Below are 24,001 nucleotides of genomic sequence, written 5' to 3'. Positions count from 1 at the left end.
ACCATTGTTGTGCAGTTACCACAGTCCGTCCGCTGGAGCGCCGCGTGAACGCTGTGGTGGCCGCGCCGGACGATGGCGTGCTGAAAGACGCCTGGCGTGCCGGCCTGAAGCTGGGCGCGCCCAGCCTGCTGGGCATTGCCGCCTGGGGCATGGTAGTGGGCGTGGCCATGGTCAAAAGCGGCCTGACGGTGACGCAGGCCGGGGCCATGACCTTGCTGGTCTTTGCCGGCTCGGCCCAGCTGGCCGCCTTGCCCTTGCTGGCCGCGCACGCGCCCGTGTGGGTGATCTTCGCCACGGCCCTCGTCGTCAATTTGCGTTTCGTCATCTTTTCCGTGCTGCTGGCGCCGCACTTTGCCCACCTGCCATGGCGCCAGCGCTTTGCGCTCGGCTATGTTTCAGGCGACATCACCGTGGGCCTGTTCCTGCAGCGCTACCCGGACGAAACGCCGGACCCGGCCAAGCTGCCCTTCCTCAAGGGCCTGATCTACCCGAACTGGCTGGCCTGGCAAATCGGTTCCTTCATCGGCATCGTGCTGGGCGCCGTCTGCCGGCCGAGTGGGGGCTGGGTTTTGCCGGCACGTTGGCGATCCTGTGCGTGACGATACCGCTGATCCTCAGCCGCGCCGCCCTGTGCGGCGTGCTGGTGGCGGGCACGGTGGCCGTGCTGGCGTATGGCTTGCCCTATAAACTGGGCTTGCTGGTGGCCGTGCTGGTGGGCATGCTCAGCGCCATGGTGGTGGAAGAATTGACGGAAAAGTGGACAAAACGCCATGTTTGAGAATATCGACTGGGGCCGCCTGGATGTGTGGATTGCCATCGCCGTGCTGGCGGTGGCCACGGCCGCCACGCGCAGCACCTTCTGGCTGATCGGCCACCACATCACGATTCCCCGGCGGGTCGGCGAGATGCTGCGCTATGCGCCGGCATGCGCGCTGGCGGCCATCATTGCGCCCGACATGCTGCTGGAAGGGCAGCAGGTGCACTTCGAATTGTCTAACTTGAAACTCTTGTCGGGTATTGCCGCCACGATCTTTTTCGTGATTCGCCGTAATATGTTGCAAACCATTGTATTTGGCATGCTGGTTTTCACGGGCTTGCGACTGTTGCACGTTTTTCAGTAAAGCAGGACAAATCGGCGATTTGGTCTGGTCATTGCGGTAAAATAGCGCACTTCCTTCCACTCGTCATCTGGATCGCCATGTCAGCTGTTCTCAACTTCATCCGTCTGCAAGATTTGATCGACCAAAATGCACTGCAAGGCAAGCGCGTGTTTATCCGCGCCGACCTGAATGTCCCGCAAGATGACAGTGGCAAGATTACCGAAGACACGCGTATCCGCGCCTCGGTGCCGGCCATCCGCGCCGCCCTCGACGCTGGCGCCGCCGTCATGGTGACGTCGCACCTGGGCCGTCCGACGGAAGGCGAGTTCAAGCCGGCCGACAGCCTGGCGCCCGTGGCCGCCCGCTTGTCGGAACTGCTGGGCCAGGAAGTTGCATTGAAACAAGATTGGATCGATGGCGCCGGCCTGGAATCGCTGGCCGCCGGCCAAGTGGTCTTGCTGGAAAACGTGCGCGTGAACAAGGGCGAAAAGAAAAACAGCGATGAGCTGGCGCAAAAAATGGCCAAGCTGTGCGATATCTACGTCAATGACGCGTTCGGCACGGCCCACCGCGCCGAAGCATCCACCCACGGCATCGCCAAGTTCGCGCCCGTCGCCTGCGCCGGTCCGCTGCTGGCCGCCGAACTGGACGCGCTGGGCAAAGCCTTGCACGCGCCGGCCCGTCCCTTGCTGGCTATCGTTGCCGGCTCGAAAGTATCGAGCAAGCTGACCATCTTGAAAGCCCTGTCCGACAAGGTCGATAACCTGATCGTCGGCGGCGGCATCGCCAACACCTTCATGAAGGCCGTCGGCTTGAACGTCGGCAAGTCGCTGGTGGAAGCCGAACTCGTCGATGAAGCCAAGGCCATCATCGAGATCATGGCCAAGCGCGGCGCGCAAGTGCCGATTCCCGTCGATGTTGTGTGCGCCAAGGAATTCTCGCCAACGGCAGCCGCCACCGTCAAGGATGTGGCCGACGTGGCGGACGACGACATGATCCTCGATATCGGCCCGAAAACAGCGGCCCTGCTGGCGCAGCAGATCGGCGCCGCCGGCACCATCGTCTGGAACGGCCCGGTCGGCGTGTTCGAATTCGACCAGTTCGGCAACGGCACCAAGACATTGGCGCTGGCCATTGCCGCATCGAAAGCATTCTCCATTGCCGGCGGTGGCGACACCCTGGCGGCGATTGCAAAATACGACATTACCGATAAAATCAGCTATATCTCGACGGGCGGCGGCGCCTTCCTGGAGTTCCTGGAAGGCAAGACTTTGCCAGCCGTCGAAATCCTCATGCAGCGCGCCGCCTGAGGCGCGGCAGTTAGCAGTTCAGTACCAAGCGCAGCCTGACCGCTGCGCTTTTACCTTGCCGGGCGGTTCAGCCGCCAGGTCTTGCTCACCTTCGCTCGCGCACAAGGAATCCTATGCCACGTGGTACAAAAATCGTAGCAACAATCGGCCCCGCCTCTACCGACTTCGATATCCTGGTCAAGATGATACGGGCGGGCGTCGACGTGGTGCGCTTGAATTTTTCCCACGGCAAGGCGCAGGACCATATCGACCGCGCGGCGCTGGTACGCCTGGCGGCGCTCGAATGCGGCCGCGAAGTGGCCATCATGGCCGACATGCAGGGGCCGAAGATTCGTGTCGGCAAGTTTGAAAATGCGCGCATCCAGCTCGAAGCGGGCGACAAGTTCATCCTCGACGCCAAGTGGGGCGAGAACGGCGAACTGGGCAATCAGGAACGTGTCGGCCTCGACTACAAGGCCCTGCCGCGCGACCTGCACAAGCACGACGTGCTGCTGCTCAATGACGGCCTGATCGTGCTGATCGTCGAGCGCATCCACGGCAGCGAAATCCATACCACCGTCAAGATCGGCGGCGAGCTGTCGAACAACAAGGGCATCAACCGCCAGGGCGGCGGCCTGTCCGCGCCGGCTTTGACGGCGAAAGATATGGAAGACATCAAGACGGCCATGAGTTTCCAGGCCGACTATCTGGCCATTTCCTTCCCGAAATGCGCGACCGACATGGAAATGGCGCGCCAGCTGGCCAATATCGCCGGCGAACCGTATCACCACAAGCCGATGATGATCGCCAAGATCGAGCGCGCGGAAGCCATTCCCGCACTGCAAGAGATTCTCGACGCGTCGGACGGCATCATGGTGGCGCGCGGCGACCTGGCCGTGGAAGTGGGCAACGCGGCCGTGCCGGCACTGCAAAAGCGCATGATCAAGATGGCGCGCGCGTCAAATAAACTGGCGATCACGGCCACGCAGATGATGGAATCGATGATCGTCAACGCCGTGCCGACCCGCGCCGAAGTGTCCGACGTGGCGAACGCCGTGCTCGACGGCACCGACGCCGTCATGACGTCCGCCGAGACGGCTTCTGGCAAGTACCCGATCGAGACGGTCGAAATGATGGCCGCCATCTGCGTCGAAGCGGAGCAGTCCGAATACAACAAGCTCGACGCTGATTTCCTCAACGTCACGTTTACCCGCATCGACCAGTCGATCGCGTATGGCGCGCTGTTTACGGCCCATCACCTGCGCGTGAAAGCCATCGTGGCGCTGACGGAGTCCGGTTCCACGGCCTTGTGGATGAGCCGTCACAGCATCGACACGCCGATCTACGCGCTCACGCCCAGCGTCACAACCTTGCGCAAAGCGGCGCTGTACCGCAATGTACGCGCGTATCATCTGATGCAGAACGCCCCCAGCGCGCAAGTGCTGAAGCAGGCGGAAGATTTACTGGTGGAACAGGGTATCGTCAGGAAGGGCGACATGATCGTCGTCACCTGGGGCGAGCCGATGGGCCAGGTGGGTGGCACAAACGCATTGAAAATCGTCAAGGTCGGCGATCTTGACTCCGTGCTGATTTGATATAAAGAATGCAGGCGCCGGCGCGGCAGTCAGTCATCCGCCGCGAAGCGCCGCAACGGTTTCTATTGTTATCTGGAGTATTACCATGTCTCTCGTATCCATGCGTCAACTGCTGGACCACGCCGCCGAAAACGGTTACGGCATTCCTGCTTTCAACGTCAACAACCTTGAGCAAGTGCAGGCCATCATGGCTGCCGCCGACGCGCTCAACAGCCCGGTGATCATGCAGGCGTCCGCTGGCGCGCGCAAATACGCCGGTGAAGCGTTCCTGCGCCACCTGATCGACGCGGCCGTCGAAGCGTATCCGCACATTCCCGTCGTCATGCACCAGGATCACGGCCAGTCGCCGGCCGTCTGCATGGCCGCCATCCGTTCGGGTTTTACTTCCGTGATGATGGACGGTTCGCTGGAAGCGGACGGCAAGTCGGTTGCCTCGTATGAATACAACGTGGAAGTGTCGCGTGAAGTGGTGAAATTCTCGCACGCCATCGGCGTGACGGTGGAAGCGGAACTGGGCGTGCTCGGTTCGCTGGAAACCATGAAGGGCGACAAGGAAGACGGCCACGGCGCCGACGGCACCATGACGCGCGAACAACTGCTGACGGACGTGGCGCAAGCGGCCGATTTCGTGCAGCGCACCCAGTGCGACGCGCTGGCGATCGCCATCGGCACCTCGCACGGCGCCTACAAATTCACGCGCAAGCCGACGGGCGACATCCTGGCCATCGACCGCATCAAGGAAATCCACGCGCGCATCCCGAACACCCACCTGGTGATGCACGGCTCCTCGTCGGTCCCGCAGGAATTGCTGGCCATCATCCGTGAATTCGGCGGCGACATGAAGGAAACCTACGGCGTGCCAGTCGAGGAAATCCAGGAAGGCATCCGTCACGGCGTGCGCAAGATCAATATCGACACCGACATCCGCCTGGCGATGACGGCCGCAATCCGCAAGTACCTGTTCGAGAACCCGTCGAAATTCGACCCGCGCGACTACCTGAAGCCAGCCCGTCTGGCTGCTGAACAAATCGTGCGCGCGCGCATGCAGGCGTTCGGCTGCGAAGGCCAGGCGTCGAAAATCAAGGCCATGCCACTGGAAAAAATGGCCGAGCGCTACAAGGCCGGCGAGCTGTCGCAAATTGTGAAGTAAAATTCTGTCTGGAACGGGCCGGATGCAATCCTCCGTGCCCGATTTTCTCGACCGGCAGGCGCCCCCTGCCTGCCGGTTTCGTTTCATCCAACTATTCCCCCGCTATGAACAGCCTCTATCAGACTTCCATCCATTCCCTGCCACTGCTGGGCCACGGCAAGGTCCGCGACAACTACGCCGTTGGCGACGACAAGATCCTCATCGTCACGACGGACCGCCTGTCGGCCTTCGATGTCGTCATGAACGAGCCTATCCCCGGCAAGGGCATGGTCCTCAACCAGATGAGCGACTTCTGGTTCGAGAAACTCGGCCATATCGTGCCGAACCACCTGACCGGCGTCGCGCCTGAGTCCGTGGTGGCAGAGGATGAAGTGGAGCAGGTACGGGGTCGTGCCGTGGTGGCCAAGCGCCTGAAACCGATCATGGTCGAGGCGGTCGTGCGCGGCTACATCATCGGTTCGGGCTGGAAAGATTACCAGGAGTCGGGCAGCATCTGCGGCATCGAATTGCCAGCCGGCCTGCAACAGGCGGCCAAGCTGCCGGAGCCGATTTTTACCCCGGCGGCCAAGGCCGAACTGGGCGAGCATGATGAAAACATCAGCTTTGCGGAAATGGAAGAGCGCATCGGCGCTGAGCTGGCCGCCAGGATGCGCGATGTCGCCATTCAACTGTATAAAACCGCCGCCGAATATGCGGCCACGCGCGGCATCATCATCGCCGACACCAAGTTCGAATTCGGCCTGGACGACAATGGCGTGATGCACCTGATGGATGAAGTGCTGACGGCCGATTCGTCGCGCTTCTGGCCCGCCGATTCCTACCAGGAAGGCATTTCGCCACCGTCGTTCGACAAGCAATTCGTGCGCGACTACCTGGAAACGTTGACCTGGGGCAAAACCGCACCAGCGCCTGCGCTGCCGGCCGACGTCATTGAAAAAACCCAGGCCAAGTATTTTGAAGCCATCGAACGCCTGACGGGCGAGAAGCTGAAGGCATAAGATGGCAGAGCAAAACAAGCCTTTGGTTGGCGTCATCATGGGCTCGTCCTCGGACTGGGACGTGATGCAGAACGCGGTCGCCATCCTGAAACAGTTTGGCGTGCCCTTCGAGGCGCAAGTCATTTCCGCGCACCGCATGCCGGACGAAATGTATGCGTACGCGAAAAGCGCGCGCGCGCGCGGCTTGCGCGCCATCATCGCCGGTGCCGGCGGCGCGGCCCACCTGCCTGGCATGGTGGCGGCGATGACCATCGTGCCCGTGCTGGGCGTGCCCGTGCCATCGAAATACCTGCGTGGCGAAGACTCCATGCTGTCGATCCTGCAAATGCCCAAGGGCGTGCCGGTGGCCACCTTCGCCATCGGTGAAGCGGGTGCGGCAAATGCGGCGCTGACGGCGGTGGCCATGCTGGCCGCCAACGACGACGCCCTGGCGGAACAGCTAGAAGCTTTCCGCGCCACGCAAACTGCCGCCGCCAAGGCGATGGTCTTGCCGCTTGAATAATGTGCTTGAAAAATAATGAATAGTAAATTGACTTCCCCATTGCTGCCTGCCTCCCATCCATCGGCATGGCTGGGCGTGATGGGCGGCGGCCAGCTGGGCCGCATGTTTGCCCAGGCCGCCCAGAGCATGGGCTACCAGGTTGCAGTTCTTGAACCTGTGCTGGAACCGGCCGCCACTTGCCCTGCGGGGCAGGTGGCGCAGCGCCTGATCAACGCCGGCTATGACGACGAGGCCGGCCTCGACGCGCTGGCCGCCCAGTGCCTGGCCGTCACCACGGAATTCGAGAACGTCCCGGCCGGCAGCCTGTCGCGCCTGGCCAGTCACGTTTTCGTGGCGCCCAATGCCCACGGCGTGTCGGTGGCGCAAGACCGCATCGCGGAAAAACGTTTCTTTGTCGATTGCGCCGCCAAGTCGGGCGTGCTGCCGGCGCCGCACATGGTCATCGCCACGCAAGACGATATCGACGCCATCGGCGACGACTTGCTGCCGGGCATCTTGAAAACCGTGCGCATGGGCTATGACGGCAAGGGCCAGTTCCGCGTGCGCACGCGCGACGAGGTGCGCGCCGCGTTCGCGGAAATGGGCGAAGTAACTTGTCTGCTGGAAAAAATGCTGCCGCTGGCGTATGAAGTGTCGGTGCTGACGGCGCGCGGCGCGGATGGCGAATCGGTCGTGTATCCGATCGCCGAAAACGTGCACCGCGACGGCGTGCTGTTTACCACCACCGTGCCGGGGCCGAACGTCTGCGACGACAGCGCTGCCAAGGCGCAGCGGGCGGCGCAAGCCATGGTCGCCGAACTCGGCTACGTGGGCGTGCTGTGCATCGAATTCTTCGTATTGACCGATGGCAGCCTGGTGGTCAATGAAATGGCGCCGCGCCCGCACAACAGCGGCCACTACACGATGGATGCCTGCGTTACGAGCCAGTTCGCGCAGCAGGTGCGGGCCATGGCGCGCTTGCCGCTGGGCGACGTGCGCCAGCATTCGCCGGCCGTGATGCTCAACATCCTCGGCGACGCCTGGTTTGCCGACGGCGGCGATGTCGCCAGCGAACCGGCCTGGGACCGCATCCTGGCGCTGCCGGGCGCCTGCCTGCACCTGTACGGCAAGGATGATCCGCGGCGTGGCCGCAAGATGGGCCACCTGACCCTGGTCGCGCCCACCTTGCCGGAAGCGCAGCAGCGCTTGCACGATGCTTGCCTGATCCTGGGAATCGCGCCGTGAGCGTGCCCGCACACGACCTGCAAGCGGCCGCCGCCGTGCTGGAAGCGGGCGGTCTCGTCGCTTTCCCCACGGAAACCGTGTATGGCCTGGGTGCCGATGCGGAAAACCCGGCCGCCGTGGCGCGCATTTACGAAGCCAAGGGACGTCCATCCGACCATCCCGTGATCGTGCACGTGGCGCCCGGTGCCGACCTGGCGCACTGGTCCGACGAGATACCCGTGGAAGCGCAGCAGCTGGTGGCCGCCTTCTGGCCCGGTCCGCTGACCCTGATCGTCAAGCGCGCCGCGCATATTCCCGACGCCGTTTCCGGCGGCCAGGATACGGTGGGCTTGCGCTGCCCGTCGCACCCGGTGGCTATCGAATTGCTACGCACCTTCAAGGGCGGCAAGGGCGGGCTGGCGGCGCCGTCGGCGAATAAATTCGGCAATGTCAGCCCGACCACGGCGCAGCACGTGCGCGATGAATTCGCGGCGGAACTCGCTAGCGGCTTGCTGGGTGCCGTGCTCGATGGCGGGCAGAGCGATGTCGGCATCGAATCGACCATCGTCGACCTGTCGCGCCTGGCCACGCATGGCCCCGTGCTGTTGCGCCCTGGCCATATCAGCAGCGAACAAATCGCCGCCGTCATCGGCCGCGCGCCGGCGATGGCCGACGCCGCCGCGCCGCGCGCATCGGGCACCCTGGAATCGCACTACGCGCCACACACGCCTGTTGCGATGCAGCACAGCGATGCGCTGGGCGAAACGCTGAACCGGTTGCTCAACGACGGACGCCGCGTGGCCCTGATCCATTACTCGGACATGCCGCCTGCCAGCGCCAGCGTGCGCCTGGCCGCCGTGCCGGAAAGCTATGCACACGCGCTGTACGCCTCGCTGCGCACGATGGACCAGGTGGGCGCCGAGCTGATTCTCGTCGAGGCGCCGCCCACCGGCCCGCAGTGGCTGGGCATCAATGACCGTTTGCGGCGTGCCGCGTTCGGCTCAAGTGGTATCTTGCAGCAATTTCTATCCGTATGAAAAGAGCCCCGCAAGGGGCTTTTTCTTGATGCGGCGCAATAGAGATGCTTGCCACGAAACATCTTTCCTCCCCCATAATCGATGCATCCGTTCCACTGCGGCCGGGTGCCGGCGTTGTTGTAAATTGGCTGATTTTTCAAACATAATTTATATACAAGCCCCATGAACGATGGCATATTAGTTGGGTAGCGAATAGCACGCCCGTTCGTTTAGAAACCAGAAAAAGACCCGAGGAGACAAAATGCATCAAACAAAATTCGCGCTGGCCGTGTTGGCGGCGGCTGTCCTGGCAGGTTGCGGCGGCGCCAGCGGCGGTGATCAAACGCTGAAAACCAAATACTCGGCGCAGGTGTCGTTCGGCGACAGCCTGTCCGACGTGGGTTCGTACGCCGTCGGCACCGTGCTGGCGAAAGGCGGCGGCAAATTCACCATCAATGGCAACAACACCGCCATCAATCCTGAACTGACCGGCAAGAACTGGACCGAGCACCTGGCCGCCCAGTTCAGCCTGCCAGTTCCATGCGCCGCTGAAACGGGCCTGGAAGGCAACGCCGCACAAGGCCTGGCCGTTGCGCGCGTCAAGCATGCCGGCTGCTTCGGCTATGCCATGGGCGGCTCGCGCGTGACCAATCCGGTCGGTCCGAACAACAAATTGACGGGCAGCGCGCTGGGCGCACTGACCGTGCCCGTGGTCACGCAGATCGCCAATCACCTGGCCGTCTCCGGTGGCAAGTTCAGCGGTACGGAAGCCGTCTTCGTGATGGCCGGCGGCAATGACGTGCTGTTCCAGCTGGGCGCCCTGCAAGCTGGCGCGACGGCGGCCGGCACGAAGGCCGGCGCCGATGCGGGCGCGCTGGCCTTCGCCACCAACCTGACCATGGCCCTGGCCGCTGGCGCCACCAATCCGGCCACGGCAGCAGCGTCGATCGGCGCCGCCATCAAAGCGGCCAGCGCCGCGCCTGGCGCCACGTCGACGACGATCGTCGGTGCTGGCGTGCAAGCGGCTGTTCTCGCCGGTAACACGAATGCGCCAACCCTGGCCCCTGCTCTGGCCGCCAAGGCGCAGGCCGATGCGACCGTCACGGGTAACGCCGCCGGTGCCAAGGCCGGTGCCGACTATGCCGTGGCGCAAGGACCTGTGCTGATTGCTTCCATGAAACAGGCCGGCATCGAACTGGTGGCGCTGGTCAAGGACCAGATCATTGCCAAGGGCGCCAACTATGTGGTGGTCAACAACCTGCCGGACGTGGCCGGTACGCCATCGGGCCTGAGCAAGGATGCCAATACCAAGGCCCTCATCAACGCCATGGTCAGTGCCTTCAACAGTGAGCTGAGCTCCGGCTTGAACGGCAACGCGAAGGTCTTGCTGGTCGACGTGTTTGCCGTCAGCCATGACCAGGGCGTCAATCCCGGTCCATATGGCCTGACCAATGTCAGCGAGACGGCGTGCGACCTGACGCCGGCGAAAAACATCCTGGGCAGCTCGCTGGTGTGCAACGGCTCGAACCTGAAAACGGGCGATGTCAGCCACTACGCCTATGCCGACGATGTGCATCCGACGCCGTTCAACAACCTGCTGCTGGCCCGTTATGTGGCCAAGGAAATGGTTGTGCGCGGCTGGCTGTAAACGACGGCAGCACCGGCGGCGCCCCGGAGGCGTGGCCGGTGCCGATAGCGGCAAGACTCGGCAAGACTCGATAGCGGAACACTCCGCACACAATGAATCAGGAGACAAGATGAAGAATCGTTTGAATACCGCCGTGCGCGTGCTGGCTGCGGCTGCCGCGATGGCCGTGGCGACGGGCGCCTCGGCGCAAAGCGCGGGTACCTGGATGGTCAAGGCCGGCGTGAACAAGATCACGCCGCACGTGGATAGTGGCGATGTGTCGGCACCAGCGTTGCCGGGCACCAAAGCCGACGTCAAGTCGGATACCAAGCCCATCCTGACGTTTGCCTACATGCTCACCGATAATGTTTCGGCGGAAATGATTCTGGGCGTGCCGTACAAGCATGAGCTGGTGGGCGATGGCGCCATCAAGGGTACGGGCAAGCTGGGGACGGCGGAAGCCTTGCCGCCGACGGCCTTTATTCAGTACCGTTTCTTCCAGCCCAATGCGATGATCCGTCCTTACGTAGGTGCGGGCCTGACGTATGCTTATTTCCAGAAGGAAAGAGGTTCGGGGCAGCTGACGGCGTTGCTGGATCCGGGTGGCAAGCCGGTCACCTACAGCATGAAGAACAAGCTGGCAGGCAGCCTGGTGGTCGGCAGTACGCTGGCCATCAACGAGCGCTGGTTTGCCGACGTGGCCGTGGTCAAGACGTTCCTGAAAACCAAGGCGACATTCTCCACCGGCCAGACACAGAGCATCACCCTGGACCCGCTGGCAGTGAGTGTCAGCATCGGCTACAACTTCAAGCTGTAATGCAAAAAAATCCGCCTCGGCGGATTTTTTTTTGGGCTTGCTCAGGCGGCAGGCGTATTGAACTTGCCGTTGTGGAAGATCAGCGGCGGCTGCGAGGCGAACGCGCATTGCTCCACCTCGCCCACGAAAATGACGTGGTCGCCTTCCGGGTAGCGGCTGCGGTTGTGGCACTCGAACCAGGCCGATGCGCCTTTCAGGATGGGCTGGCCCGTGCGCGACAGTTCATATTCGACGTCATCGAAGGGATTCGGCGTGCGGCGTGAAAAGCGCGTAGCCAGTTCCGCCTGCTCTGCGCCCAGCACATTGATGACGTAATGGGAGTTGCCGCTGAAGATGGGCATGCTGTTGGCGACCGAGCCCAGGCTCCACAGCACCAGCGGCGGCGACAGCGAGACGGAATTGAAGGAACTGGCCGTGAGGCCGCGGAAACTGCCGTCGGCCAGGCGCGTGGTGATCACCGTCACGCCGGTGGCAAACTGCGACAATGCCTGGCGGAAATGTGCCGTATCGAATTCTTGCGCGGGCGCGCGGGGAGAGCGTGTGTTCATGGGTGACCTGTCTATTTGCTGCCATTATGCCAAAAATCGGCCAGGCCAGCGCAATTGTGGCCCGTCCTGCGCTATGTGCGGTACACCACGCGCCGTGGCAAGCGGCACTGCAGGCCCCGCCGCTTTGCGTTACAGTGGTGGAAGAGGCAAGTATGTCCTGCTCAAGCAGACAGCCGGGGCAGGCGGCGCTGGCCGGCGCGTATATTTTTGCAGGAGAGCATCATGAATGGACAGACGGAAATCGCGGTGCTGGGAGGCGGCTGTTTCTGGTGCCTGGAAGCCGTATACCTCGAGGTGCGCGGCATCACGCGGGTGGCGTCCGGCTATACGGGCGGCAGCGTGCCGCATCCCACGTATGAGCAGATCTGTACGGGCCAGACGGGCCACGCGGAAGTGGTGTGGCTGGAATTCGACCCGGCCGTGATCAGCTACCACGACATACTCGAGATATTTTTTACGATCCACGATCCCACCACCCTGAATCGCCAGGGCAATGATGTGGGCACGCAATACCGTTCCGTCATCTACTACCAGTCGCCTGAACAGGAGAAAGTCGCGCGCAAGGTCATCGCCGCAATGGCCAGCGTGTGGGATGCGCCCATCGTCACGCAACTGGCGCCGGCCCAGCCGTATTACCAGGCCGAGGCCTACCACCAGCAGTACGTGGCGCAGCATCCGCTGAAGGGCTATTGCGCCTGTGTCGTCGCGCCCAAGGTGGAGAAACTGCGCGTCATGTATGCGCACCGCGTGAAGTGAAGCAGCGCTCGCCTGCTGGCGCTCAGGCCGTCAACACGGGTGCCGGCATCGCGCTTTTCTCATACATGTAGTTGCGCGACCAGGGCAGGGTGGACGAGCGCCGTCCCGCCTTCACGCAGACGATCTGGTACAGGCTGATCAAATCCTGTTCGAAGGCATAAGCGCAGCCGGCCAGGTAGACGTGCCAGATGCGGAAGCGCCGCTCGCCCGCCAGCGGCCGGATCTGCTCGGCATGGGCTTCAAAATTTTCCGTCCACAGGGCGCAGGTGCGCGCATAGTGGCGGCGCAGGTTTTCCACGTCCAGCACTTCCAGCCCCCCTTGCTGCATGGTTTTCAGCACATTGCCGATGTGCGCCAGTTCGCCATGCGGAAACACGTATTTTTCGATGAATTCGCCGCCGCCATACGGCGTTTCGCCGTTGTCCGGGTCGGTCGAGGTAATGCCGTGGTTCATCGCCATGCCGTCCGGCGCCAGCAGCTTGTTGATGATGCTGAAATACTCGGGCAAATGTTTCAGGCCCACGTGTTCGAACATGCCCACGCTGGTAATGCGGTCGAACTGGCCCGTGACGTCGCGGTAGTCCTGCAGGCGGATCTCGATCAGGTGCTCGAGGCCGGCGGCCGCCACGCGCTCGCGCGCCAGCGCATACTGGTTTTCCGACAGGGTCACGCCCACGCAGCGGGCGCCGTAGTGCTGCGCCGCGCGCATCACCAGCGCGCCCCAGCCGCAGCCGATGTCGAGCAGGGTCTGGCCCGGCTGCAGCTGGATTTTTGTCAGGATATGGTCGATCTTCTTGACCTGCGCCTGTGCCAGGGTTTCATCGCCGTTTTCAAAGTAGGCGCAGGAATACACGAGGGCGGGGTCGAGGAACTGCTGGTAGAACGCGTTCGACACGTCGTAGTGATAACGGATGGCTTCGGCATCCTTGCTCTTGTCGTGCGTAAAGCTGCGCACGATGCGGGCCAGCTTGCCTTCCGGCTTGAGGGTGTTGCGCGCCAGGGCGTTACAGATGGCAATCATGTCCATGGCCGTGCCCTTGACCTCGATATTGCCTTCCACGTAGGCCGAACCGAGATTGGCCAGCGAAGGGTTCAGCAGATAGCGGGCCGAGGCGGCGGTGGGCAGGCGGATGGTGACTCTGGGCGCTTCACTCGACAGGTCGACGTGCTGGCCATTCCACAATTCTATGCGCAGCGGCAAGGCGGTCTTGCTGCGGATACCGGCGATCCAGGACTTGAGTTGGTTTTGTACAAACAAAATGGCCTCCAATGAAGCGGCCGCTGGCGCGGCAGCAAATTGAGAAACAATGATCTAAGCACTACACCTCATAGCCTACACCTATATTGCCGGGCTTGCTTTGCGCCGCCTTGGCCACGCGCTTCAAGGCTGCAGGCGCTGCATGCTCCATTGCCCGTCCGCCCCGCGCGTGTAGACGATGCGGTCGTGGAAACGCGAGCGGCGGCCCTGCCAGAATTCGATGCGCTCCGGCTGCAAGCGGTACCCGCCCCAGTGTTCCGGACGCGGCGGCGGGGCATCGCCGATGGCGGCAGCCACGGCCGCGTAATTGCTTTCCAGAGCGGCGCGGTCGGCGATGGGCGCACTTTGTTGCGAGGCAATCGCTGACAACCGGCTTTGCACGGGGCGCACATTGAAATACTCGTCGCTCTCGGCGGCCGTGGTTTTCACCACCGTGCCTTCGATGCGTACCTGCCGCTCCAGCTCGCGCCAGAAAAACAGCAGCGCCGCATGGGGATTCTGTTCCAGCTGGCGGCCCTTGTCGCTATTGTAATTCGTGTACCAGGTAAACCCCCGCTCGTCGAACTGCTTGATCAGCACGATGCGCGAACTGGGCTTGCCGCCAGGCGTGACGGTGGACAAGTCCATGGCGTTCGGTTCGATCACCTGGGCCTTCACGGCCTCGCCGAACCATTTCTGGAACTGCGCGACAGGATCGGCCAGCACATCCGTCTCATTCAGGCTGGACTGCACGTAATCGATGCGCATGGCCGCCAGCACGGCGGCCGGGTTCGGCGTTTCCGCGGCCTCGGGGGCGATGCCGCGGCGGCGCTGCATGGCCGTGCCCAGCTGCTCCATCTGCTGCGGGCTGAACAATCGCTTGGCCATCGGCGCCAGCTGGCCCTCTTCCTTGGCCATGTGCGCCTGGTAGGCGGCCACATACGCGGCCACGCCTTCGGCGGACAGCTGCGTACCCGCGCCGGCCGCGATGGCGTCGAGTTCCGGGCGCAGGGTCAGCCAGGCCTGGTCCATGCGCTGGTGGTCGGCAAGGATTTCCGGCACCAGGGTTGCCAGCAGCGTGGCATCGTCGCCCGTGGCCGTCGCCTGCAGCATGGGCATCAGGTCCTGCTCTTCGTCGTCATGGTGCAGGTGCGCGGCCTTATTAAAATATTGCAACACCGCCTTGGCCGCCTGCCGGGCATCCGCCGTGTTGCCGTGCTGTGCCAGGTGGCCCAGCAGGTTTTGCAAGGTCGTCAATTGCTTGCGGATCTTGTCGTGGCAATGCTTGAGTACGGCGATGGGCTGGTCAAAGCCGGGAACAGGGTCGAACAGGGGGGTAGTCATGGCGTGTTCTCATGGTGGGCGGTGTTGGGGCGCGGCGACAGGGTGGGTTGTCGCTGTGTCTATTCAGCTATTTTAGAATATCCGTCAGCGCAGTGTCCGTTAAAATGGCGGCATGCATACCTCCACCCATGAACTAATTTCCACGGACTTGACCGAGATCGATTTTGAGCGCCGTTTCGGCGGCATTGCCCGCCTGTATGGCGCCCCCGCACTGGAACGTTTCCGCGCCGCCCACGTGTGCGTGATCGGCGTGGGCGGCGTCGGCTCCTGGATCGTCGAAGCGCTGGCGCGCAGCGCCGTCGGCCGCCTGACCCTGATCGACCTGGATAATGTTGCCGAATCGAACATCAATCGCCAGATCCAGGCCATGAGCGACACCATCGGCAAGGCCAAGATCACGGCACTGGCCGAGCGCATCGAACTGATCAATCCGTTTTGCCAGGTCACGCAGATCGAGGATTTCATCGCCCCCGACAACCTCGAGCAATTGCTGGGCGGGCGCGATTTCGATTACCTGATCGACGCCATCGACAATGCCAAGGCCAAGGCGGCCGTGATCGCGTATTGCCGCGCTCGCAACATTCCCATGCTGACCATCGGCAGCGCGGGCGGCCAGACGGACCCGACCCTGATCGCCGTGCGCGACCTGTCGAAAACGGAACAGGAACCGCTGCTCAAGCGGGTACGCAAACTGTTGCGTACCGAATATGGTTTCCCCCGCGGCGTGAAAAACAAATTCAATGTCGACGCCGTGTTTTCCATGGAGCCTTTGATCACGCCCGAGAGCGCGGAAGCGTGCGCCATCGACGGCACGGCCGCCGGCGTGACGGGCCTGAACTGCGCCGGCTTCGGTTCCAGCGTGGTGGTCACGGCCAGCTTTGGCATGGTGGCGGCCGCGCATGCGCTGAAGACCTTGCGCCAGGACAAGGCGCTTGCCTTGCCGGCAGCGGCATAAGTCAACGCAAATCGCGGCGCGCCACGACGCGGTAGTCGCCGCTGCTTTTCAACGATTCCACCAGCACCAGTTCGCGCGCTTGCCACTGCACCGGAGGCGGGCGTTCCGGCGGCGGTGGCGGCGCCTGGCGCGCCAGGGTCACGTGCGGCGTAAAGCGGTCGTGCTCGAAACGGGGTGCCAGGCCTTGCTCCGCCAGCGCCCGCATGCAGGCGCCGCGCAAGTCCAGCAGGGCGGGCGAGGGCCGTGCCAGGCCGGCCCAGGCCAGGGCCAGCCTGGGGAAATGGCCGACGTGGTCGAATGCCAGCGGCATGGCGCGCGCCGGCAAGTCTTCCAGGATGCCCAGCAGGGCAGGCAGCTCGGCGGGCGGGCGCTGGCCCAGGAAGGCCAGGGTCAGGTGCAGCTTGTCCGGCCGCGTGGGGTTGCCGCCCAGGCCGGCTTGCCAGGCGGCCAGCGCCGCGCGCGTGGCGGCATCGGGCCACAGGGCGTAAAACAGACGGGGAAAGTGTGAGTCGGGCGACAAGTTTTTCATATCGTTGCGGCGGTTTGCTATCATTGGCGTTCCCTGCCATGTTTGCGCGCAGGGATCTTACCGAAACTCACTGAAAGAATACATCATGACGCGTAGCTCCGTTTTGTTTGCCCTGATCTGCTCCGTCGCCGCGTCGCTGGCGCAGGCACAGGCGCCAGCCCCTGTTCCCGCATCCGCCGTATCGATGAGCCCAGGCCCTGTCGCCGACAAGCTGATCATCATCGACAACAAGGTCGGCACGGGCAAGGAAGCGAATGCCGGCAATACCGTGGTCGTGCACTACACGGGCTGGCTGTACCGTCCGCTGGCGAAGAATTCGCGCGGCAAGCAGTTCGACAGCTCCGTGGGCCGTGGCCCCTTCGACTTCCAGCTGGGCAAGGGCATGGTCATCAAGGGCTGGGACCAGGGCGTGGCCGGCATGAAAGTGGGCGGCAAGCGCACCCTGATCATTCCTGGCGAACTGGCCTACGGTCCGCGTGGCGCCGGCAATGGCGACATTCCACCGAACTCGGCACTGATCTTCGACGTGGAACTGCTGGACGTGAAGTAATTGCTTTTCCACCAGCGGCGCCGCTGCGCGCCGCTGGTAAAACGCGGTAGACTGGGGTTTCTTGAAATAGCGGAGATTCCTTCCATGAACATCGCCAACGACGTCACTGAACTGATCGGCAACACTCCCCTGGTGCGCATCAACCGCATCGCCGCCGGCTGCACTGCCACCATCCTGGCCAAGCTCGAATTCTACAATCCCGCGCACAGCGTCAAGGACCGCATCGGCCTGGCCATGATCGTCGCCGCCGAAAGCGCCGGCAAGATCCATGCCGATACCGTCATCGTCGAACCCACCAGCGGCAACACGGGCATCGCCCTGGCCATGGTCTGCGCCGCGCGCGGCTACCGCTGTACCCTGGTCATGCCCGACACCATGAGCCGCGAACGGCGCATCCTGCTGCGCGCCTACGGCGCCGAACTGGTGCTCACGCCGGGCAGCGAAGGCATGCTGGGCGCCATCCGCAAGGCCGAGGAAATGGTGGCGGCCGATCCGCGCTACCTGATGCTGCAGCAATTCAACAATCCCGCCAATCCCGCCATCCACCGCGCCACGACGGCCGAGGAAATCTGGCGCGATACGGATGGGCAGGTCGACATCGTCATCGCCGGCGTGGGCACGGGCGGCACGATCACCGGCATCGGCGAAGTGCTGAAGGAACGCAAGCCCGGCCTGCAAGTGATCGCCGTGGAGCCGGAAGCGTCGCCGATGCTGTCGAAGGGCACGAAGGGGCCGCACCCGATCCAGGGCATCGGCGCCGGTTTCGTGCCGCAGATCCTGAACACGGCCATCTACGATGAAATCATTTGCGTCAAGAATGACGACGCGTTCGCCACGGCGCGCCTGGCCGCCAGCGATGAAGGCTTGTTGGTCGGCATTTCGTCGGGCGCCGCCCTGTGGGCCGCGCTGCAAGTGGCGCGCCGCCCGGAAAACGCGGGCAAGAACATCGTCACCATCATCCCGTCGTTCGGCGAACGCTACTTGAGCACGGCCTTGTACGCGGGCCTGGGCGATTGATTGCCAAACAGTAGCGTCAGGTCGACCGCCTCGGCCAGCGCGCGGTTGCCCGCGTCGCCCGGGTGCAGGTGGTCGCCCGAATCGTAGGCGGGCAGCAGGCGCAGCGGATGGGCCGGATCGCGCGCCCAGGCGTCAAAATCGAGCACCGCGTCAAAACTGCCGCTGTCGCGTATCCACGCATTGAGCCGCTGGCGCAATGCGTCTTTTTCCTCTTGGTAATAGTCGTCCAGCGGCGTGCCCGGCAGTGCGCCGGCGAATGGCGTCAGGGTGGCGCCGATCACGCGGACGCCGCGGCTGCGTGCCTGCGCGATCAGCTGGCCGTAGCCACTCTTCAACGCCGCCAGCGTGGGCCGCTTTTCCTGCCGCGCGAACGCCGTGCCGGGCCAGCTGATGTCATTGATGCCGATCAGTACAATCGCCGTGCGCACGCCCGGCTGCTCCAGCACGTCGCGCCCGAAGCGCGCCAGGGCCTTCTCGCCCATGCCGTCAGACAACAGGCGCGCACCGGAAATGCCTGCGTTGATGACGGCCACGCCGTGCGGCGCCAGGCGTTCGGCCAGCACGTCGGGCCAGCGCGTGTCGCGTCCCAGGCTGGCGCTGGCGCCATCGGTGATGGAATCGCCAAGGATGGCCACCGCCTGCGTCCCCTCTGTCGCCTCCACTTGTATCGCGCTCAGCAACAGGCGCGCCGTCGTCGTCCGCACACCGGCCTGTTGCGTGTCGATGCGCGCGGCGCGCGTCCGCTCGCCTGGCGCCAGCCACGCCGTCTCGCGCCCGTCCCAGTGAAAGGTGGATGCCGGCGTGGCTTGCGGCAGGTAAATGCTCACCGTCAGCCGCGCCAGATCCGGCACGGCAAGGTCGACGGGATCGCTGACCAGCGGCGCGCCGGGCGCCACCGTGGCCGATGGCTGGCCAGAAAACGTCAGGCTGCGCAGGCTGCCGGGCTGGAGCGTTGAATCCTGCGCGCTCAGTGCCACGCTGGCCGCGCCGATGCGCAGCGGCAGCGTGCCATACGCATTCGACAGCACGATGCGTACGCGCCGCCCGCCCACGCTCAGGCGCGCCACCTGGCGGATGGTCTGGTCATGCACGACGGCCGGCACGTTGCTGGGAAACAGGAAATCGCTTGCCCAGACGGCTTGCGGGCTGGCCGTCCAGCTGGCCAGCCAGGCGGCAGGGGGCTGGCTGGCGGGTTCGGCCGCCTGGGCGGCGGCGCTGCCCAGGGACAAGGAAAGGGCCAGCGCGGCGCTGGCGGGGAAGGCATGCAGGAAGGTCATGGTGTCGGGCTCCGTCAAGGGGATGCGCCATGATGCCGCCCGTCTCATTTATGTACTAGACTGTCGTAGAGAAGAACATTTATGAGTTGAATTCACAATGGGCAGAGTGGACGTCAATCGCTCGGGCGAGCTGGAAATATTTGTCAGGGTCATCGAACTGGGCGGCTTTTCAGCGGCCGCGCGTGCCTGCGGCATGACGCCGTCGGCCGTCAGCAAGCTGGTGTCGCGGCTGGAGCAGCGCCTGGGCGCGCGCCTGCTGAACCGTTCCACGCGCCAGCTGCAACTGACGGCCGAAGGCTGCGGCCTGTATGAGCGGGGCGTGCAGGTGCTGGCGGCGCTGGACGAGGCCGAGCGCTGTGCCGGCGTCCAGGATACGCCGCAGGGCCGCGTGCGCATCAACGCCAACGTGCCGTTCGGCCAGCATTTCCTGTTGCCGCTGGCGCCCCAGTTCCTCGCGCGTTATCCGCATGTGACGCTCGATATCGTGCTCACCGATACCGTCGTCGATATCCTCGAGCAGCGCACGGACGTGGCCGTGCGGGCCGGCCCGCTGGCCAGTTCCAGCCTGATGGCGCGCAAGCTGGGCCAGACGCGCATGCTGATCGTGGGCGCACCCGCCTACCTGGCGCGGCGCGGCACGCCGCAGCTACCGGCCGAGCTGGCCGCACACAACCTGCTCGACGCCAATTACGCGCGCTCCCGCTCGGGCTGGCCATTGCGCCAGGCCGGCAGCGACATCGTCGTGCCTGTCACCGGCAATGCGCAGGCCAGCGACGGCGAAGCCTTGCGCCAGTTGGCGCTGGCGGGACTGGGACTGGCGCGCCTGGCCGCCTTCCAGGTGCGCGCCGATCTCGCGGCAGGCCGCTTATCGGCCGTGCTGGAAGACTGCAATCCGGGCGACAGCGAGGAAGTACATGCCGTGTACGTGGGGCAGGGCGGCCATCTGCCGCTGCGCGTGCGCGCCTTGCTCGATTTTCTGGCGGAACACGTGAAGTTCGATTGAACTTGCTTTGACGAAATATGCGCCAGGCAGGCACGGCAGGCGCAGTACAATATCGCCATACAATAAATGCAGGCCGCAATGGGTCGGCCCGTATCGTGTCTCTGAATGGAAATATGTTCCTGGTAAAACCTGAACGCCGCCGCCTGCTGCAGGTGGGCGCGGCTGTGGCTGTCATCGCGCTGGGCCTGGCCTCGCGCTCTTATCCCCAATTGCTTCCCGCCGCGCTGGGGAAATATCCGGGCGACGCCCTGTGGGCCATGATGATCGTCTTTGGGCTGGGCGCCATCGCCACGCGCATGCGCACCTGGCAACTGGCCCTGTGGTCGCTGCTGATCTGCTTTGGCGTGGAATTTGGCCAGCTGTACCAGGCGCCATGGATCGTCGCGCTGCGCGCGCATCCGCTGGGCCACCTGGTGCTCGGCTCCACCTTCGGCTGGGTGGACTTGATCGCCTACTCTGCCGGCGTGGCGCTCGCGGCGCTGGTGGATGCAGCGGCGCTGTTCAAGCGCCGCTGACCCGCATTACTTCACGTTACCCTCGGCGTCACGCACTTCCACGGGTGCCAGTTTCAGTTTCGACAGTTGCGGGGCGATCTTCGCCTTGTCGCCCACGCCGATGACGATCAGCTTTTCCGGCTGCAGGTATTTTTTTGCCACCTGCTGCACCTGCTTGTCCGTCACGCCCGCAAAGCGCTGCGGCAAGGTGGCGTAGTAGTCCAGGCCCAGGTCGTAGATATACGTGTTGGCCATGCTGGCGCTGATGCTGGCATTCGTCTCGAACTGGCCCGGCAGGGACAGCACTTGCGAATTGCGCGCGTTCGCCAGTTCCTTGGCCGATAAAGGCTTGGCGATCATGGCGCGGATTTCCTTGAAGGTTTCCGATACGGCCGGGCCCGTCACATCGGTACGCACGCCGGCGGCGATCGAGAACGGTCCCGGATGGCGGCGGTACTGGAACTGCGAGCGCACGCCGTAGGTATAGCCCTTTTCTTCGCGCAGGTTCGTGTTCAGGCGGCTGGTAAACAAGCCGCCCAGCGCCGCGTTCATCACTTGCAGCGGCGCATAGTCGGGCGTCGTGCGGGCCACGGCGATGGTCGACAGGCGCACGGCCGATTGCGGCGCGCCCGGCTTGTCGACGAGGATCAATTTTGCCTGCGTCGTCCGTGGCGCCGCCACCACGGCCGGCGTGATGGTGCCCGGCTTCCAGGCGCCGAACCTGGCTTCGGCCAGCGCCTTCAATTCCGTTTCGCCGATATCGCCCGAGACGATCAGCGCCGCATTGTTCGGCACATAGTGCTGCTGCCAGTAGCCTTGCAGGTCGGCGCGGCTGGCCGCCTTCAGCGCCGCTTCCGTGCCCAGCTGGATGTAGCCGTACGGGTGCTGCGGGCCGTACAGGGCCGCCGCTTCCACCCTGGCCGCGACGGCGCCCGCGTTTTCACGCTGCTGCGCCAGTTCGCCGATGCGGCTGGCGCGCTGGCGTTCCACTTCCTCTTGCGGGAATTGCGGATGCTGCACCACGTCGGCCAGCACATCGAGCGCTTGCGGGAAGGTGGCTTTGAGCGACGTCAGCTGGGCAAACGAGGCATCGGTGCCGGAACCGGTGCCGAGGAAAGCGCCCAGTTGCGCCACGTCGTCGGCGATCTGCGGCGCACTGCGCGTGGCCGTGCCTTCCTGTAGCAACTGCGCCGTAAAGCTCGACAAGCCCGGCTGCGTCAGCGGATTGGCGCCCGAGCCGCTCTTGATGACCAGCTGGCTCGACACGAGCGGCACGGCCGGGTTGTAATGGTGGATCACCGTCAAGCCGTTGCTCAGGGTGAAGGATTTACCTTGCGGCAGCACGATCTTCGGTGCGGGGCCGGCGGCCGGCACCTTGTAGCGCCATTGTTCATCCGCATTGATGGCCGTGCCTGGCGCCGGCTTGACCTTGCCCGGCGCCGGCGTTGGCACTTCCGCGCCCAGGTCCGGCGTGCCGGGCACGCCATACACGACCACGCGCGACTGGTTCTTCAAATAGGTATCGACGGCGCGCTGCACCCCGGCCACCGTCACCTGGCGGTAGCGTTCGATATCCTTGGCCAGGTAGCCGGGGTCGCCCACGTACTGGTTGTATTCGTTGAGCAAGTTGGCCACGCCGTGGCCGCCCATCTTTTCCACCTGGCTCAGCATGCTTGTCTCGATGCTGTTGCGCGCCCGTTCCAGTTCCTTCTCGGTGGGGCCCTTGGCGCGCAGCTGTTCCAGCTCGGCCTGCAGGGCTTGCTCGATTTCCTCGGGCTTGTGGCCCGGGCGCGCCGTGGCGTCGATGGTGAAGATGGAGGTCAGCGCGTTGGAGCCCTGGCTGGCGCCCACGTCCTGCGCGATCTGCTTGTCGTACACGAGCGATTTATACAGGCGGCTGGACTTGCCGCCGGCCAGGATTTGCGCGGCCATCGACAGTTCCGCGTCATCCTTGGTGTAGGCGGACGGCGTCAGCCAGGCCATGTAGACGCGCGGCAATTCCACTCTGTCCTGCACCACGATCCTGCGCTCCTGCGTGATGGGCGGCGTCACGACGTCGGGTTTCGGCACGGCCGGGCCGCTCTTGAAACTGCCGAAATATTTGTTGACCAGTTCCTTGGTCCTGGCCTTGTCGATGTCGCCGGCGATCACCAGGCTGGCATTGTTGGGACCATAGTATTTGGTGAAGAAATCCTTGATGTCGGCCAGTTTGGCATTCTGGATATCCGCGTGCGAACCGATGACGCTGGCGTAATACGGGTGGTTCTTGGGAAACAGCTGGTGGTACAGGGCTTCCTGCACGATGCCGTACGGCGCGTTTTCCACGCTCTGGCGGCGCTCGTTGCGCACCACGTCCTGCTGGTTCGTCAGGGCCGTCTGGTCGAGCACGTCCAGCAGGTAGCCCATGCGGTCCGAATGCGCCCACAGGGCCAGTTCCAGCTGGTTCGACGGCACCGTGTCGAAATAATTGGTACGGTCGAAATCCGTGCTGCCGTTCGAATCCGTGGCCCCCGCGCCTTCGAGCAGCTGGTCGGCCATGCCGCGCGGTACGTGCTTGGTGGCGGCAAACATCATGTGCTCGAACAGATGCGCAAAGCCCGTCAGCCCTGGCGCTTCATTCGCCGGCCCCACGTGGTACCAGATGTTGACGGCCGTGACGGGCAATTTATGGTCTTCCACGAGTATCACGTCCAGGCCGTTGGGCAGCGTGTATTTCTCGTAGGCGATATTCGGCACGGCCGTGGCGCCCGTCGTGACAGCCGCATCGGCGGCGTGGACGAGGCTCATGGGGGCGCCGTACAGCGACAGCATCAGGGCGGGAATGGCCAGCAGTTTGATCGGTTTCATGCGTGCTTCCAAGGTGGGGGAGAGGGGCTACGGCTGGCGCGTGGCTGGCGTAGAAGTTGCTGATGGTGCATTTTTGTACAGCAAGGCCGCGCCGCCCAGCACCAGCAGGGCGCAGGCGACCGAGACCACGGCAGCCGCGCCCAGCAG

Annotated in this window: 22 protein-coding genes and 1 pseudogene; 17 read left to right on the top strand and 6 right to left on the bottom strand. The window is 63.9% G+C overall.

Annotated elements, in window-relative coordinates:
* Nucleotides 1–44: 44 nt before the first annotated feature.
* The 11 genes and pseudogenes from JaAD80_RS07290 (at nucleotide 45) to JaAD80_RS07240 (ending at nucleotide 11,297) form a co-directional block, all read left to right on the top strand.
* A pseudogene (locus JaAD80_RS07290) lies at nucleotides 45–778 on the top strand (AzlC family ABC transporter permease).
* Nucleotides 771–1,121: an AzlD domain-containing protein gene (locus JaAD80_RS07285; RefSeq protein ID WP_102293566.1), complete on the top strand. Its 351-nt coding sequence runs from the start codon at nucleotides 771–773 to the stop codon at nucleotides 1,119–1,121. The pseudogene JaAD80_RS07290 and the gene JaAD80_RS07285 overlap by 8 nt, the downstream one beginning before the upstream one ends.
* Nucleotides 1,122–1,198: 77 nt before the next feature.
* On the top strand, nucleotides 1,199–2,410 hold the full coding sequence (locus tag JaAD80_RS07280; protein WP_102293565.1) for a phosphoglycerate kinase: 1,212 nt from the start codon (nucleotides 1,199–1,201) through the stop codon (nucleotides 2,408–2,410).
* 113 nt (nucleotides 2,411–2,523) lie between these two features.
* A complete protein-coding gene (pyk, locus tag JaAD80_RS07275) occupies nucleotides 2,524–3,984 on the top strand; it encodes a pyruvate kinase (RefSeq protein WP_102293564.1) in 1,461 nt (486 codons plus the stop codon).
* Nucleotides 3,985–4,069: 85 nt separating this feature from the next.
* Nucleotides 4,070–5,134, top strand: a complete 1,065-nt coding sequence (fba, locus tag JaAD80_RS07270) for a class II fructose-bisphosphate aldolase (RefSeq protein WP_034746119.1) — start codon at nucleotides 4,070–4,072, stop codon at nucleotides 5,132–5,134.
* 104 nt (nucleotides 5,135–5,238) lie between these two features.
* Nucleotides 5,239–6,132, top strand: a complete 894-nt coding sequence (locus tag JaAD80_RS07265) for a phosphoribosylaminoimidazolesuccinocarboxamide synthase (protein WP_102293563.1) — start codon at nucleotides 5,239–5,241, stop codon at nucleotides 6,130–6,132.
* 1 nt (nucleotide 6,133) lies between these two features.
* A complete protein-coding gene (purE, locus tag JaAD80_RS07260; RefSeq protein ID WP_102293562.1) occupies nucleotides 6,134–6,634 on the top strand; it encodes a 5-(carboxyamino)imidazole ribonucleotide mutase in 501 nt (166 codons plus the stop codon).
* A 15-nt stretch (nucleotides 6,635–6,649) separates the two neighbouring features.
* Complete coding sequence (locus JaAD80_RS07255; protein WP_102293561.1) at nucleotides 6,650–7,858, top strand: 5-(carboxyamino)imidazole ribonucleotide synthase; 1,209 nt, start codon at nucleotides 6,650–6,652, stop codon at nucleotides 7,856–7,858.
* A complete protein-coding gene (locus JaAD80_RS07250; RefSeq protein ID WP_102293560.1) occupies nucleotides 7,855–8,874 on the top strand; it encodes an L-threonylcarbamoyladenylate synthase in 1,020 nt (339 codons plus the stop codon). The genes JaAD80_RS07255 and JaAD80_RS07250 overlap by 4 nt, the downstream gene beginning before the upstream one ends.
* A 241-nt stretch (nucleotides 8,875–9,115) precedes the next feature.
* Nucleotides 9,116–10,501 carry an SGNH/GDSL hydrolase family protein gene (locus JaAD80_RS07245; RefSeq protein ID WP_102293559.1) on the top strand — a complete coding sequence of 462 codons (1,386 nt, stop codon included), beginning with the start codon at nucleotides 9,116–9,118 and terminating at the stop codon, nucleotides 10,499–10,501.
* A 109-nt stretch (nucleotides 10,502–10,610) separates the two neighbouring features.
* Nucleotides 10,611–11,297: an OmpW family protein gene (locus JaAD80_RS07240; RefSeq protein WP_180979333.1), complete on the top strand. Its 687-nt coding sequence runs from the start codon at nucleotides 10,611–10,613 to the stop codon at nucleotides 11,295–11,297.
* Between the two features lie 41 nt (nucleotides 11,298–11,338).
* On the opposite strand, the gene JaAD80_RS07235 is transcribed toward JaAD80_RS07240, so the two are convergent.
* Nucleotides 11,339–11,845, bottom strand: a complete 507-nt coding sequence (locus JaAD80_RS07235; protein WP_102293558.1) for a flavin reductase family protein — start codon at nucleotides 11,843–11,845, stop codon at nucleotides 11,339–11,341.
* A gap of 222 nt (nucleotides 11,846–12,067) precedes the next feature.
* On the opposite strand from JaAD80_RS07235, the gene msrA reads away from it, so the two are divergent.
* Nucleotides 12,068–12,601 (top strand): peptide-methionine (S)-S-oxide reductase MsrA, encoded by a 534-nt coding sequence (gene msrA / locus JaAD80_RS07230; RefSeq protein ID WP_102293557.1) that lies wholly within the window; start codon nucleotides 12,068–12,070, stop codon nucleotides 12,599–12,601.
* 22 nt (nucleotides 12,602–12,623) lie between these two features.
* Here msrA and JaAD80_RS07225 read toward each other — a convergent pair whose 3' ends face one another.
* Nucleotides 12,624–13,859 (bottom strand): cyclopropane-fatty-acyl-phospholipid synthase family protein, encoded by a 1,236-nt coding sequence (locus JaAD80_RS07225; protein WP_102293576.1) that lies wholly within the window; start codon nucleotides 13,857–13,859, stop codon nucleotides 12,624–12,626.
* A 123-nt stretch (nucleotides 13,860–13,982) separates the two neighbouring features.
* A complete protein-coding gene (gene pdxH, locus JaAD80_RS07220) occupies nucleotides 13,983–15,182 on the bottom strand; it encodes a pyridoxamine 5'-phosphate oxidase (RefSeq protein WP_102293556.1) in 1,200 nt (399 codons plus the stop codon).
* A gap of 112 nt (nucleotides 15,183–15,294) precedes the next feature.
* Here pdxH and tcdA point away from each other — a divergent pair, with 112 nt between their 5' ends.
* On the top strand, nucleotides 15,295–16,137 hold the full coding sequence (gene tcdA, locus JaAD80_RS07215) for a tRNA cyclic N6-threonylcarbamoyladenosine(37) synthase TcdA (RefSeq protein WP_102293555.1): 843 nt from the start codon (nucleotides 15,295–15,297) through the stop codon (nucleotides 16,135–16,137).
* Nucleotide 16,138: 1 nt separating this feature from the next.
* Here tcdA and thpR read toward each other — a convergent pair whose 3' ends face one another.
* Nucleotides 16,139–16,666 (bottom strand): RNA 2',3'-cyclic phosphodiesterase, encoded by a 528-nt coding sequence (thpR, locus tag JaAD80_RS07210; protein WP_180979332.1) that lies wholly within the window; start codon nucleotides 16,664–16,666, stop codon nucleotides 16,139–16,141.
* Between the two features lie 85 nt (nucleotides 16,667–16,751).
* On the opposite strand from thpR, the gene JaAD80_RS07205 reads away from it, so the two are divergent.
* Nucleotides 16,752–17,216 (top strand): FKBP-type peptidyl-prolyl cis-trans isomerase, encoded by a 465-nt coding sequence (locus JaAD80_RS07205; protein ID WP_102293553.1) that lies wholly within the window; start codon nucleotides 16,752–16,754, stop codon nucleotides 17,214–17,216.
* Between the two features lie 84 nt (nucleotides 17,217–17,300).
* Nucleotides 17,301–18,233 carry a cysteine synthase A gene (gene cysK / locus JaAD80_RS07200; protein ID WP_102293552.1) on the top strand — a complete coding sequence of 311 codons (933 nt, stop codon included), beginning with the start codon at nucleotides 17,301–17,303 and terminating at the stop codon, nucleotides 18,231–18,233.
* Here cysK and JaAD80_RS07195 read toward each other — a convergent pair.
* A complete protein-coding gene (locus JaAD80_RS07195; protein WP_102293575.1) occupies nucleotides 18,194–19,510 on the bottom strand; it encodes an SGNH/GDSL hydrolase family protein in 1,317 nt (438 codons plus the stop codon). The genes cysK and JaAD80_RS07195 overlap by 40 nt on opposite strands.
* A 97-nt stretch (nucleotides 19,511–19,607) precedes the next feature.
* Between JaAD80_RS07195 and JaAD80_RS07190 the strand changes: the two genes are divergently transcribed.
* Together JaAD80_RS07190 and JaAD80_RS07185 are read left to right on the top strand one after the other, a co-directional pair.
* The gene (locus JaAD80_RS07190; protein WP_102293551.1) at nucleotides 19,608–20,513 is read left to right on the top strand and encodes a LysR family transcriptional regulator; all 906 of its coding nucleotides are present in this window, start codon (nucleotides 19,608–19,610) and stop codon (nucleotides 20,511–20,513) included.
* Nucleotides 20,514–20,608: 95 nt separating this feature from the next.
* A complete protein-coding gene (locus tag JaAD80_RS07185) occupies nucleotides 20,609–21,028 on the top strand; it encodes a DUF2809 domain-containing protein (protein WP_258002849.1) in 420 nt (139 codons plus the stop codon).
* 6 nt (nucleotides 21,029–21,034) lie between these two features.
* On the opposite strand, the gene JaAD80_RS07180 is transcribed toward JaAD80_RS07185, so the two are convergent.
* Nucleotides 21,035–23,854, bottom strand: a complete 2,820-nt coding sequence (locus tag JaAD80_RS07180) for a pitrilysin family protein (protein WP_102293549.1) — start codon at nucleotides 23,852–23,854, stop codon at nucleotides 21,035–21,037.
* Between the last annotated feature and the right edge of the window lie 147 nt (nucleotides 23,855–24,001).

This window comes from Janthinobacterium sp. AD80 (assembly GCF_002878455.1).
In the GTDB taxonomy this organism is placed as follows: domain Bacteria; phylum Pseudomonadota; class Gammaproteobacteria; order Burkholderiales; family Burkholderiaceae_D; genus Janthinobacterium.
The sequence above is the reverse complement of the archived record's forward strand: the minus strand, read 5'-3'. Positions and strand labels throughout refer to the sequence as shown.